Here is a 13,434-nt window from a genome sequence, read left to right on the forward strand (position 1 = left end):
TAACAGCGAAAGGGCAAGAGGTAAGAGGTAAACCCCTCTGTATCTCCCCTTAAAATAAACCCCCCTTTATCCTCCCTCTCGAGGGGGAAGGGCAAAAGTGGTTAATTAACACTAACCTTAACACCCTAACACCCTAACACCTGCAACAGTAAAACCTGAAACCTGACACCTCTTTCCGAAGCCCAAATCCTGAACATGGCTAATACTTTTTTAGCAAATTATGGTAATGTTTTTTACTGATCAAGATTAAATAATTATTATTTACTAATAGATAATTTTTTTCTTATAATAAATTCCATGACACAATTAGCCGATCGCATCTCCCAAGTAACTCCTTCTATTACCTTAACTATCTCTGCAAAAGCTAAAGCAATGAAAGCTGAGGGCTTAGACGTATGTAGTTTTAGTGCAGGAGAACCAAATTTTGATACCCCCAATCATATTAAAGAAGCGGCGAAAAAAGCCCTAGATGAGGGTAAAACTAGATATGGAGCGGCGGCTGGAGAATTAGCCTTAAGAAATGCGATCGCATCTAAATTACAGAGGGATAATAATTTAAACTATCAAGCGGAAAATGTCATTGTTACCAATGGGGGAAAACACGCCTTATTTAACCTTATATTCGCCCTAATTGAGCCTGAAGACGAAGTTATAATCCCCGTACCCTATTGGTTAAGTTACCCTGAAATGGTCACGTTAGCGGGAGGAAAATCCATTTTTGTTACTACCTCCGCAGAAAACAATTATAAAATTACTCCTGAGCAATTAGAATCGGCTATCACTCCTAAAACCAAACTCTTAATTCTCAATTCCCCTTCTAATCCCACAGGGGCAGTTTATACCCCCGAAGAAATCCACTCTCTTGCAGAAATTGTGATCAAACACGATATATTAGTAGTCTCAGATGAAATTTATGAAAAAATCCTTTACGAAGGAGCAACCCATCTGAGTATCGGTGCTGTCAGCGAAGAAGTTTTTAAACGCACTATTGTTTGTAATGGATTTGCCAAAGCCTATTCTATGACTGGTTGGCGTGTGGGTTATATTGCAGGTAGCGTGGACATAATAAAAGGCATGACAACGATTCAAAGTCATACCACCTCTAATGTTTGTACCTTTGCTCAATATGGTGCGATCGCAGCTTTAGAATCTTCCCAAGACTGCGTGAAAGAAATGCTAGAAGCCTTCACCGAAAGAAGAAAATTTATGTACTCTGCCATACAATCTATTCAGGGTATTAGTTGCCCTTTACCCTATGGAGCATTTTATCTATTTGTGGATATTAGCTCAACAGGCTTAAAATCCCTCGAATTTTGCGAAAAACTCTTACAACAAGAAAAAGTTGCCGCTATTCCCGGTATTGCGTTTGGCGATGATAATTGTATCCGTCTTTCTTATGCAACAGATATGACAACCATTGAAAAAGGAATTAATAGGTTAAACAACTTTATTCAGTCAATTAATTAGGGGTTTTCCGGGTTCGGAGTTCAGGGTTACGAAACAGGTGTCAGGTGGTAGGGGTTAAATAACGTAGATAGACTCAGTTAGTAGTGAGGGCTCGGTTCCCTTATTCTCGGAAACTTTGAAACCCCTAAAGGGGTAACTACAAACTCTGTTTTATAATTTATTACAGGGTGGGGCAACAGCAAAAATATAGTGTTTAAGCATCTTCTAACCTACTTGACTAATATATCTCTCCATTTCTTCACTTTCCTCACCGTAAACAGCCTCAATTTGTTGATGGCAACAATCGATCGCAAATTCTTCAAATTCTTCTAAGGGTATGTCATACATCTGCTCAAAAATATCAGGTTTTACACGACAAAAACGAGGTCTATCATCGTAAATATTACACCTACGTTGCTCATGATTATAGTTAATGCACCAACCATCTTCTCCCACCATACTCAAATATAAGGTTAATTCCTCCTGAGTTAAATATTGCTCTAAATCGGGGCGATCGCTCGGATCTAAATTACAACACGCACCACAGTTTTCAATACAACGCCATTGATTCATAGAAGATAAAATCTGTAACAAAACTTAATAAATTTTCCCTAAACAGACAGATGAATAGGAGAACTTTTCCTAGTATGATATATTCTGGTGAGACTAAGAAATAAAATTTAAAATTATCAATTAAAAAGCTAGGAGTTACTATGGATTTTATTAGCAATTTTTTTAGTAATCTAAACTTAGAAGTCATTTTACAATTGACCTCTGTTAGTTTTATCTTAATTGCCGGTCCTGTAATTGTGTTTATTCTTTATGCTTTGCGTGGAGATCTCTAAATTACGATAATTCGAGTAATTATTACTATCAATTGACCCTTGACAGTTGACAACACAAAACCCCTTTGTAGAGTCAGAATATTCTTTGTTTTTATTTTTCATTCCCCCTGCAAGTTACGTACACAGGCTTATAGACAACATTTTTAGGATATAGTTTTTATGTTAAATCGTAGATTGAGCGGTGTTTTGCTCCATCCCACCTCTTTGCCCAATGCTTACGGTATTGGAGATTTAGGAAATAGTGCTTATCGTTTTGTCGATTTTTTGAACGAAAGTGATCAAGGGGTATGGCAGATTTTACCGTTAGGTCCTACGGGGGCTGGAAATTCACCTTACTTAGCTTATTCTGCTTTAGCGGGGAATCCTCTTTTAATCAGTGTTGATATTTTATTTGGGGATGGCTTAATAACTCAAGAAGATTTAGATAGTCTTAGCAATGCTTTCGCTTCTCATTCCCCTACTCATATTGATTATGATTTAGTCATTCAAACTAAGTATCCTATTTTACGCAAAGCCTTTAATGCCTTTCAGGAAAGAGAAAAAGACGAATACACCAAAGAATTTATTGATTTTTGCCAAACTCATAAAGACTGGCTAGAAAACTATTCCCTGTACATGGCTTTAAAAGATTACTACCAAGATAAACCTTGGTTTCAGTGGGATGAAGATATTGCCAGAAGAAAACCAGAAGCCATTAAAACTTGGCAGAAAAAACTGGCAGAAGAAATGCTTTTCCATCAATTTTTACAGTTTAGCTTCTTTCGTCAATGGCGTAATTTAAAAGACTATGCCAATGAAAGAGGAATCCATATTTTTGGCGATATTCCTATTTACGTTGCTCACGATAGCGTCGATGTATGGGCGAATCAAAGTATTTTTTGTTTAGATGAAGAAACAGGAGAAGCGGCTTCGATGGCAGGTGTACCACCAGATTATTTTAGTGCTACTGGTCAGCTTTGGGGTAATCCTGTTTATAATTGGCAAAAGCTCCAGGAAACTCAGTTTGCATGGTGGATTAAACGCATTAAAGGAATGTTGGAATATGTAGATGTAATGCGCATTGACCATTTTAGGGGTTTTGAGGCTTATTGGGCTGTACCTCAAGGGGAAACCACTGCTATGAATGGAGAGTGGAAGGAAGCCCCCGGAGATGAATTTTTTGCGGTGTTAAAGCAGGAATTAGGTACTTTACCCATTGTGGCGGAAGATTTAGGGGTTATTACTCCTGAAGTGGAGGCTTTGAGGGATAAATATGGTTTCCCCGGGATGAAAGTTTTACATTTTGCCTTCGATTCTGATCGTGATAATCCTTTTTTACCTTACAATTACCAAAACAATTGCGTTGTTTATACTGGTACTCACGATAATGATACGACTATCGGTTGGTTTGAAAAACGCTCCCACGAAGATAAACAAAAAGTAATTGATTATTTAGGGGCAGTTTGCGATCGCGGTATTCACTGGAGTATGATTCAATTAGCCTTATCCTCTGTTGCTAACTGGGCAATATTCCCCTTACAAGACTTATTAGGCTTAGGTTCAGATGCAAAAATGAACACCCCCGGCACTATAGAGAATAATTGGACTTGGCGTTTTCCTGAAGGGGCTTTAAACCTTGATGTTACTGGTCATTTTCGTTATTTAACTTATCTTTATGGTAGGAAAAATAATTGATGAAGGGCAATGGGCAATGAATGGGCAAAGGGCAAACCCCCCTTTATCCCCCCTCGAGAGGGGGGAAAGCAATGGGCAAAGGTAATTAAAAATTAAATTAGTAATTAGTAATTAAAACAAGGCAATAGGCAAGAGGCAATAGTTTATAGTTGATAATAAATAATAAAAACACCTGAAACCTGTCACCTGAAACCTGAAACCTCTTTCCCAACTCCGAACTCTGAACTCAAAATCATGTCCACATTAGAAAGAGAAATACATCGCCCAACTTGGGATGAATACTTTATGTTGATGGCTAAGTTAGCATCGACTAGATCAACTTGTCTTGCTTTTCCCGTTGGTGCGGTAATTGTTAAGGATCGTCAAGTGTTAGCTACAGGTTATAATGGTTCACCATCAGGCTCTGCTCATTGTACTGCACAGGGTTATTGTTATGAGGGCTTGAGCAGTTGTGATGCAAGTAAAACTCTACCTTCTCGGGCGGTTCATGCGGAGGCAAATGCGATCGCACAGGCGGCTAGACACGGTATTGCTACCCAAGGGGCAACTATTTACGTAACTCTTGAACCCTGTATTGCTTGTTTGAAATTAATTATTTCAGCAGGAATTAGAGAAGTATTTTACGAGACTAATTTTAATTCAGGAAATAAGTTATTAGTGCGAGATGCTTTTGTTGCTGATAATTTAGTTACCTTAAAACAAATGAATGTTAGGGAGGCTATCGCTTCTAATGCCAGTCGTTTTCTTTTAGAACCAGTTTCTCTGTTAGATTTTAAATAAAAATCAAGATTTATCAATTCAGGGATAAAAATGCGATCGCGCTTCTAATCCATTCTTCTACATGGGGATTTTTCTGTAATAAATTATCTTGACTGATAACAGAAATCGCTTGTTGAATTTCGTTGTTGGTGTATCCTAGTGCCAATAAAGTCATTTCTAAATCTGCCATAATTTCCTCACTAGGTAAAAAATTACCACTGTCAACTCTAACCCCTGCATTAACCCGCCATTGGGCAAGTTTCGTTTTTAACTCTAAGGCTATTCTTTCGGCGGTTTTTTGTCCGATACCGGGAGTTTTTGATAATAAACGAATGTTTCCCGTGACAATAGCTTGAACTAATTCTTCTAATCCTAAAGTATCAATAAGTGCGATCGCAGTTTGAGAACCAACCCCAGAAACACTAATTAATTGTCGGAATAAATCTCGTTGAGCAGAATTTTCAAAACCATATAGTATATATTGATCATCTCTTACTTGAAAATGGGTAAAAACACTAATAATCTGGTCTGAATTTGACTCTAATTGTCTGGTAAAGCGACTAGGAACTTGAATTTCATAGCCAATATTATTAACTTCTAATATTAAAAAATAACGATTATTATTAGCATTTATACTATTAACTATTCCCTTAAAATAATTAAACATAATTTAATCTCATTTGTTCAGCAAGAGTGTCTTGATTTAGATAGGAGTTAGTAATTAAGAATTAAGAATTAAGAATTAAAAAAACCCCGAACTCCTGTTATGATTTTCTCAACGGATGCGATCGCATTTTCTAATTGATCATTAATAACTTGATAGTCAAATTCATTACAGGTGGATAACTCAAATTTAGCTTTTTCTAAACGCTTTATAATCGCCGATTCTGAGTCTGTTCCTCTACCTCTTAATCTTCGCTCCAATTCCGCTTCTGAAGGAGGTAAAATGAAGATTCTGAGAGCATCTGGAAAAGTTTCCTTAACTTGTCTTGCCCCCAAAACCTCAATTTCTAAAATAACGATTTTCCCTTGTTCAATTTGTTCAATAACTGGTTGTTTCGGAGTCCCATAATAGTTACCGTTATATTCTGCCCATTCCAACAATTGAGAGTTATCAATCATCTGTTTAAACTCATCTTGAGAGAGGAAAAAGTAATCCTGACCATGAATTTCTCCCTCACGGGGTTTACGAGTCGTAGCCGAAGTCGAAATAAAAATTTGTGAGTGTTTAGCCAGTAATTGCTTAACTATTGTTCCTTTTCCCACACCGCTAGGTCCGGTAATAACAATTAGTTTCCCTCGTTTTTCTTGTTGGTTCATTATGTGTCAATATAATACTTTTCTGATTGGTTTTTGTTGTAAAAAAAAGTTTTTTAGATATAAGTTTAATAGTGTAATGACTAATTACGATACGATGCAAGAAAGTTACTTAAGTTTGGGGAAACAGAGGCGAGTTTGGAGTTAGGAAAGAGGTATCAGGTTGCAGGTGGCAGGTTTCAGGTTGTAGGGGTTGAATATATTCAACCCTTTCGGGGAGTAATAAGTAATGAGGATGAGAGTTAGGAGTTTTTAATTATCAACTATTCACTATTCACTATTCACTATTCACTATTCACTATTGCCTTGTCTTAATTTCTTTTTTTTTGTTGTTCAAGTAACTTTTTCTTTTTCCCGAATTTAAACAGATTTGCCAAAAATTTTCGACCGCCAAAACTCAATTTTTTACTTAAACGACTAACTCCCGTGACAACTTCTCCCTCGGAAGGTTGAGATAATTTTTCCTCTAGTAACTCTTTTAATTTTGTACTGGTTAAAGGACGATTTAAAGTACCTTTTTCCGCCAAAGAAATCGATCCTGTTTCTTCTGAGACTACAATGCAAATACAATTATCAACTCTTTCCGTGATTCCCATTGCCGCACGATGACGAGTTCCTAATTGACGAGAAGCACTACGATCTGATAATGGTAATATTACCCCTGCGGAAACCACTTCATTTCCTCTGACAAATACTGCGCCATCATGGAGAAGGCTTTTTGTTTGAAAGATAGTTTGTAATAGTTCTTTACTGACAATAGCGTTTAACTGTACCCCCGGATTGACAAAAATTCTTTCTTCAAGAGTATTAAATGTTTCTACAATAATTAATGCTCCAACCCTATTCTGAGAAAGGTCTTTGACTGCTTCTACCATTTCATCAATGGCACTATCTTCTTTTGGTAGTGAAGAATTAGAAGAAGAAAAATCAAATTGCCATCTGCCTATTTGTTCCAAAAAACGGCGGAAATCGGACTGGAATACTAATGCCAGTGACAACGAGCATATTAAAATTAGTCTTTCTAAGAAAAAGCTAAATAACTTTAACTGAAAGATGCGATCGCTCACATAAAAAATGATAAAAAGGAAAAATAATCCCCGAATCATCCGTTGTGCACGACGTTCTCTAATTAAAACTGAAATATAGTAAAAAGAGAAAACTGCAAAACCTAAATCGAGAAATTGACGGAAAAAAACAATAAAAGAAGATAAATTGTCAGGAAAACCCGACCCAAACATCAAATTTTAACCCACCGTTACTATGTTTACTTGCTCACACCAAGAATAACAAACTATTGACCATTCAGGTACGATATTTTTTAGTGATTTAGAGATAATTCTCTGTTGGGCAAAAAGATAGTTCACATATTCTTTGACGAATTTCTGCAAGGCTATGGCTTTTGATTAGTTTTCCATTCAAAAATACCGTATCCAATACCCCTTGTTTTTCTTGTGCTTCTGTTTGTTCTTCGTATAACACAAATCTATCCCCCTCTTGCTCAACTCTTAGTAATCCTTTTGCCGATTTTTTCACCCCATTATCAGTTTTTGGGTTCTTAAAAATATTACGGCGTTGATGGTTGACTACTCCGCTAGTGGCTTTGACGGCAAAACCGAAGTTATCACGGGTTACATACTGATAAGTATAAGAGCCGATGCCAAATACTACGTTTCCTGATGCAAATCCTTTTTCTTCTAATTTAGATAATATTTGTGAAGCGCGATCAAGAGTAATAGAATCTCCGTAGATAAGTCCAATATGAGAATCAAGCATTTTATAACCTTGAGGGGTCATTGTACCGCCAAAAATTTCCCACAGACATTGTATAGCCCCTTTATTTTCCGGGGTGTAGGGGAGTGCTTTTTCATCCCCACAAATTATTTTAACAGGATCGCCACTATCAGGACGTAAAACAACTTTGCCATCTCTATTTAAAATTTTTTCTTTCAAGATAGCAGTATATTCTGTTACCACCTTCCAAAAATCCCATGTATCCGAAACAATGGAAATAATTCCACTGGGGTATAAATCTTCAATTAAACGACGAAATGTCTCTAATTCTCCATCTTGTAAACCCATTGCCATGACTGAATGTTCCGTTGCAGGAACAGAAACACCTACTATTTCTTTAGTTACATCAGCATGATAATAATTTTCTAAAAGATCGATCGCAAGTACCGTATCTGTGCCATAAAATGAGGTAAGATGAGCCGAACCACTAATGATTCCATCTTGAATGCCAGATAAACCCCTAAAAGAAAAATCATGACATTGCAAAGGAACAAAATCTAGGGATGTACCTGTTTTTAAAGCATATCTTGTCAGCAGTTTCTTATATTGAAAAGCAGTAGTTGCCGAAGTAATTGGTTTCCAAAGATAAGTTGACATAACTGATTCAATATAGTTGGTTAACCAGAAAAAATCAGGATGAGTATTAACCACTGTTAGTAAGGGGATACCAATATCAACTTTACTTCCTTCAGGTAAGGCTTTAATTCTTAGGGGTAAATAACCCAAATCGTGTAAGGCTTCAATATGATTAGTTGGAATTGCACCCACACCAAGGGAATTATCCATGCGTCTTTTATAAGCTGAGATTACTTTTTGCTTGTCTTGCTTAAAGAAATTTTCATTCCAACAATCGATAAGATAGTCTTGAATAAAATACTGTAACCCGAAAAAAATAACACTGACATCATCAGAATCTAAAACTTTAGCTAAACGTCCACTACGAGGGGTAAAGTTAGCATAGACTTCCGTTGTACCTTGAGGATACTGACGACGATGATCGGTTTTATAAAAATCAATGGCGTGAAGAGGATTTATATTCATGGCTTTTACTCCTTTTAATGATTCAAACTTTTTTCTAAATTCTTTAACCTCATACCCATTAACAATTAGTAATTAATAATTAAAAACACCTGAAACCTGACACCTGCCTCAATTAAATATTCTTGTTATCAAGCTGAGGTTTTTTATGATGGCTGAGAGTGCCTGTCATGAGACGATATAACTGTTATAAAATCTTGATTTTCTTCTGTTATGGGTAAAAAAGAGTGATAGCAATAGATATGATCGAAATAGGGATTTAAAGCCTGTAAGCCTTTAGAAAAAATACCGTGGGTGATATATAAATAAATTGTTTCTGCTTGTTTTTCTCGTAATAATTTACCCAATTCAATGAAAGTTCTACCTCCATCACAAATATCGTCCACTATTAAGACTTTCCTCCCTTTAACCTCATCATGAAAAGTGGTGTCAGTTATTTTTCCTGTTTTTGAGTCACGAATTTTACTTGCACAGAAAACATCTCTTAATCCTAAACGTTGTGCCACTGTCAAAACTTTTTTCTCTGCCCCCGCATCGGGAGCAACCAACGCCCAATTATCTTCAATTAAGATATTTTTTAAAACACTATCAAAAATAATATCTGCTTGGGTTTTGACTTGACAGTTATCTAATAGGGCAGGGGTTACATCAGAATGGGGATCAATAACTAAGATGCGATCGCACCTGAGACTATTAATTAAATTTGCCATTACCTTAACACTGAGCGCCTCTCCCTGATTACAAACTCGATCCTGTCTAGCATAGGGAAAATAGGGAATAGTTAAATGAATTTTGACACCCAAAGAAAAACGATGAATCGCATCAACAGATAATAATAAAGCCATAATATCCTCTGCTTTATACAACCATGCCTCTATCACCGTTATGGGTTTAATCATTTCGGGGGAAATCCTGACGTGAGACTCTCCTGCAGGAAAAACGAAGGAAAAAATCTGCTCATCATTGATAAAAATAGGCATTTTTTGCTCCTCTCTTTAAATGGCTTTAAGCCAATTAATTTAATGATGGCACAGAGACAATAATATTGACAAGAGTATAAATGAACTGAAAACCTAGAAATATCTCAATTATTAACTGACGTTACGCACTTATTGATGTGTTAAGTTAAGGGAGGTTTCAGGTTTCAGGTTTCAGGTTTCAGGAAATAATAAAAATGATTGAACTAAAAAGTTATCGAGATTTAACGGTTTGGCAAAAATCAATGGATTTGGTAGTAATATGTTATCTATCAATTAACTTCTCAATTTCCCAAAACAGAAATTTATGGTTTAAGTAGTCAAATACAAAGAGCCGCAGTTTCAATTCCTGCCAACATCGCAGAAGGAAAAGGGAGAAATCATTTGGGTGATTATATTCGTCATCTTTCTATGGCAAATGGCTCACTCAAAGAATTAGAAACTCATTTGATGATTGTAGGACGATTAGGCTATCTTAACCTGAGTTCGGGATAAATTTTCATCTATGAATGATGGAGAAAAAAAGGCAAAAGGCAAGAGGCAAGAGGCGAACCCCCCTTTATCCCCCCTCGAGAGGGGGGAGGGCAAAGGAAAAATTAAGAATTAGGAATTAAAAACCCCGAACACTCATTATTTGTTACTCATTACTTTCTCTCAACACCTGCAACCTGCAACCTGAAACCTGACACCTGATACCTGACACCTGATACCTCAAAACAACAACTAATTATCTTTTTGCGTAACATCAGTTCTTAATTCTTAATCCCCCCCTGAAGGCATTTACCGTCATTTCAGGGTATGGCTATAATTTAAAAGGAATTTTATTTATCTCATGGATTAAAAAATTTAATTAATGCAAACTGCAATTATCGAACAATTACCCAGACAAGAGCAAGAAATTACTTTAACTCCTTTACCTTATCAACGTCCGCTTCTAATGATTGGTCATGGTACAAAAGATCCTCATGGTAAACAAATCTTTCTCGAATTTGTAGAAACTTATCAAAAATTAGACACATCTCGTCCTGTCATTCCTTGTTTTTTAGAATTAACTGAACCCAATATTATGACAGGAGTTGACTATTGTGTAGAGCAAGGATACACAGATATATCTGCTTTACCGATATTGCTTTTTGCCGCTCGTCATAATAAATTTGATGTTACAAATGAACTCGATCGCACCCGTCTTAAATATCCTCAACTAACTTTCCACTATGGCAGACATTTTGGTATAAACCCCAGTATTATCAATTTGTGGCAAGAGCGTTTAAATCAATTAGACTCAAAAGAATATAACCCTCATCAAATTACCAGAGAAGATACGGTTTTACTATTTGTGGGTAGAGGCTCAAGTGATCCAGATGCCAACGGAGACGTTTATAAATTAGCCCGTATTTTGTGGGAAGGAAGTGGCTACAAAACTGTAGAAACCTGTTTTATTGGCATTACTCACCCTCGTTTGGAAGAAGGTTTCCGTCGTGCCTTACTCTATCAACCGAAGCGTATTATTGTTTTACCCTACTTTCTTTTTATGGGTGCATTGATGAAAAAAATATTTACTATTACACAAGAGCATCAAACAACTTATCCTGAAATAGAAATTAAATGCTTACCAGAAATGGGTATTCAACCAGAATTATTGCAATTGGTGAGAGAAAGAGAAATAGAAACCCAATTAGGAGAAGTAAAGATGAATTGTGAAATGTGCAAATTCCGTCTCAATGCTTTACAAAATAATGATCATCACCATCACCACCATGATCATTCCCATGGGCATCATCACCATCATCATGATAACGATCCCTTAATAGATCCGACTGCTTATCATGAACGTATTTGGCAAACCCCTTAAGCAAAGGTCTAATGTAAAATGTAGAATGAGGGATATATAATGGTTTACTCTATAACAAAATAAAAGATACTAGAGATATTCGGCACTTATGGAAAGGCAAGAGACGAGGGTTTTTTATTCCTAATTCCTGATTCCTAATTGAAATCTAATTCTTAATTTCTAATTTCTTAAATGAAGGTAACAATTCAAAATTTACAACAATGGAAAGGGGAAAAACGCCCTATTGTTTCTTTAACTGCTTGGGATTATGCGATCGCACAATTATTAGATTCAGCAGGAGTTGATTTAATCTTAGTAGGGGATTCACTGGGTATGGTAGCACTAGGTCATTCTAGTACCCTGCCCGTCACCCTAGAAGAAATGATCCATCATACAAAAGCTGTTTGTAGAGGAGTTAATCGGGCTTTAGTGGTATGTGATTTACCCTTTCTAACCTATCAACGAGATGTAAGTCAAGCCATAGAATCCGCAGGAAAAATAATCAAAGAAACCAACGCAGGAGCAGTTAAATTAGAAGGGGGCTATCCTGCCATGATCAATACTGTAACCCGTTTGACAGAAGTTGGCATTCCTGTTATGGCTCATGTGGGCTTAACTCCTCAATCAGTAAGGATTTTAGGCTATAAAAAACAAGGAAAAACCCCCGAACAACAGGAAAAAATTTTTCATCAAGCCATCGCACTTCAAGAAGCCGGTGCATTTGCCATTGTTTTAGAACACATTACCGCAGATTTAGCCCAAAAGATAACTAAAGAGTTAACTATCCCCACCATTGGAATTGGTGCAGGAAATAGCTGTGATGGACAAGTTTTAGTCACTTCTGACTTACTTGGCTTATCCGATAAACTGCCTCCCTTTGCCAAACCCTACGCCAATTTAAGAGAAACTATCCTAACATCAGTGAACTATTTTGCCGAAGATGTTAGAAATCGTCGCTTTCCTTAACTCAACAGTAACGAATAGTTTTAGTCAACAATATCCGCCTCTGTGTCAACCCAATTGGGATTACCCCTTCTCATTTGTTTTTTATGACATTGTCCTTGTTGATGTTGATGTCTGTTCCCCATTCTACCCTTATTCTGTCTTTGAGCTAAAACCTCTTTGATTTCCAATATTAACTGCCGAATATTATCCCATTCCTGACCCTGATTTTCTTCGCACTTAGCCTCCCATCGTTCCACGATATTTTCCAACTGGGAGCAGGTTTTTCCCATTATCACCCCTCGCCCTTGATCTAATTCTCTACCAATAGTAATTAAATCATCTTTAAGAGCGACAGGCACACGAATAGTTTGAGTTTCTCCATTTTGCCACATGGGTTTACGTCCTGCACCTTGGCGAAATCCACCTCTTCTTTTCATCATGAATATCTCCTTATTCTTAAACTAAAACTAATTTTGGTTTTCCCACTATTTAGCATTCTTAGGGAGTTTAACCTTTACACTTATCATTATAGTTCCTTATTTTGATTTTGTGTCTTTTTCTAAAGACTTTTTATTTCAAAGTTCATAGAATTAATCGCATAATCAAAGTTTTTCTTAATGATAATTACTAAATATATGGAATAACACAGTTTAGTTTTGCAAAAGATTTTAAATTACACAGCAATATGTCTGTTTTAACTTAATTATTATTTAACTTAATTATTAAGCTAGAAACCATCTAAATCATCAGGAAGAGTTAAGCAAAAGGCAGAAGACAACAAGCAGAGGAAAATACTCCTGTTGATAAAATT

The 13,434-nt window shown here is 36.4% G+C and carries 14 protein-coding genes; 7 read left to right on the plus strand and 7 right to left on the minus strand.

Annotated elements, in window-relative coordinates:
• Positions 1-297 precede the first annotated feature (297 nt).
• Positions 298-1,467 carry a pyridoxal phosphate-dependent aminotransferase gene (locus tag CYAN10605_RS11315; RefSeq protein ID WP_015220076.1) on the plus strand — a complete coding sequence of 390 codons (1,170 nt, stop codon included), beginning with the start codon at positions 298-300 and terminating at the stop codon, positions 1,465-1,467.
• A gap of 204 nt (positions 1,468-1,671) precedes the next feature.
• On the opposite strand, the gene CYAN10605_RS11320 is transcribed toward CYAN10605_RS11315, so the two are convergent.
• Entirely contained in the window at positions 1,672-2,019 is a 348-nt protein-coding gene (locus CYAN10605_RS11320; RefSeq protein WP_015220077.1) for a YkgJ family cysteine cluster protein, read from the minus strand.
• A gap of 140 nt (positions 2,020-2,159) precedes the next feature.
• On the opposite strand from CYAN10605_RS11320, the gene psb30 reads away from it, so the two are divergent.
• From psb30 to CYAN10605_RS11335, 3 genes are all read left to right on the plus strand, one after another.
• On the plus strand, positions 2,160-2,291 hold the full coding sequence (psb30, locus tag CYAN10605_RS11325; protein ID WP_015220078.1) for a photosystem II reaction center protein Ycf12/Psb30: 132 nt from the start codon (positions 2,160-2,162) through the stop codon (positions 2,289-2,291).
• 159 nt (positions 2,292-2,450) lie between these two features.
• Positions 2,451-3,965, plus strand: a complete 1,515-nt coding sequence (gene malQ / locus CYAN10605_RS11330) for a 4-alpha-glucanotransferase (RefSeq protein WP_015220079.1) — start codon at positions 2,451-2,453, stop codon at positions 3,963-3,965.
• Positions 3,966-4,199: 234 nt separating this feature from the next.
• Positions 4,200-4,745 carry a deoxycytidylate deaminase gene (locus CYAN10605_RS11335; RefSeq protein WP_015220080.1) on the plus strand — a complete coding sequence of 182 codons (546 nt, stop codon included), beginning with the start codon at positions 4,200-4,202 and terminating at the stop codon, positions 4,743-4,745.
• Between the two features lie 13 nt (positions 4,746-4,758).
• Here CYAN10605_RS11335 and ruvA read toward each other — a convergent pair whose 3' ends face one another.
• From ruvA to prs, 5 genes are all read right to left on the minus strand, one after another.
• On the minus strand, positions 4,759-5,391 hold the full coding sequence (gene ruvA / locus CYAN10605_RS11340; RefSeq protein ID WP_015220081.1) for a Holliday junction branch migration protein RuvA: 633 nt from the start codon (positions 5,389-5,391) through the stop codon (positions 4,759-4,761).
• Between the two features lie 68 nt (positions 5,392-5,459).
• Entirely contained in the window at positions 5,460-6,044 is a 585-nt protein-coding gene (gmk, locus tag CYAN10605_RS11345) for a guanylate kinase (protein WP_015220082.1), read from the minus strand.
• 308 nt (positions 6,045-6,352) lie between these two features.
• On the minus strand, positions 6,353-7,279 hold the full coding sequence (gene cdaA, locus CYAN10605_RS11350) for a diadenylate cyclase CdaA (protein ID WP_015220083.1): 927 nt from the start codon (positions 7,277-7,279) through the stop codon (positions 6,353-6,355).
• An 88-nt stretch (positions 7,280-7,367) separates the two neighbouring features.
• A complete protein-coding gene (locus CYAN10605_RS11355) occupies positions 7,368-8,873 on the minus strand; it encodes a nicotinate phosphoribosyltransferase (protein WP_015220084.1) in 1,506 nt (501 codons plus the stop codon).
• A gap of 143 nt (positions 8,874-9,016) precedes the next feature.
• Positions 9,017-9,850 carry a ribose-phosphate diphosphokinase gene (gene prs / locus CYAN10605_RS11360; RefSeq protein ID WP_015220085.1) on the minus strand — a complete coding sequence of 278 codons (834 nt, stop codon included), beginning with the start codon at positions 9,848-9,850 and terminating at the stop codon, positions 9,017-9,019.
• A gap of 321 nt (positions 9,851-10,171) precedes the next feature.
• Here prs and CYAN10605_RS19160 point away from each other — a divergent pair, with 321 nt between their 5' ends.
• From CYAN10605_RS19160 to panB, 3 genes are all read left to right on the plus strand, one after another.
• Complete coding sequence (locus CYAN10605_RS19160) at positions 10,172-10,342, plus strand: four helix bundle protein (RefSeq protein WP_241212833.1); 171 nt, start codon at positions 10,172-10,174, stop codon at positions 10,340-10,342.
• A 358-nt stretch (positions 10,343-10,700) separates the two neighbouring features.
• Positions 10,701-11,699, plus strand: a complete 999-nt coding sequence (locus CYAN10605_RS11365; RefSeq protein ID WP_015220086.1) for a sirohydrochlorin chelatase — start codon at positions 10,701-10,703, stop codon at positions 11,697-11,699.
• Positions 11,700-11,870: 171 nt separating this feature from the next.
• Positions 11,871-12,644 carry a 3-methyl-2-oxobutanoate hydroxymethyltransferase gene (gene panB / locus CYAN10605_RS11370; RefSeq protein WP_015220087.1) on the plus strand — a complete coding sequence of 258 codons (774 nt, stop codon included), beginning with the start codon at positions 11,871-11,873 and terminating at the stop codon, positions 12,642-12,644.
• A gap of 20 nt (positions 12,645-12,664) precedes the next feature.
• Here the strand turns inward: panB and CYAN10605_RS11375 are convergent, their stop codons facing one another.
• Entirely contained in the window at positions 12,665-13,063 is a 399-nt protein-coding gene (locus CYAN10605_RS11375) for a hypothetical protein (RefSeq protein ID WP_015220088.1), read from the minus strand.
• Positions 13,064-13,434: the final 371 nt, after the last annotated feature.

It is taken from the genome of Cyanobacterium aponinum PCC 10605, assembly GCF_000317675.1.
In the GTDB taxonomy this organism is placed as follows: Bacteria; Cyanobacteriota; Cyanobacteriia; order Cyanobacteriales; family Cyanobacteriaceae; genus PCC-10605.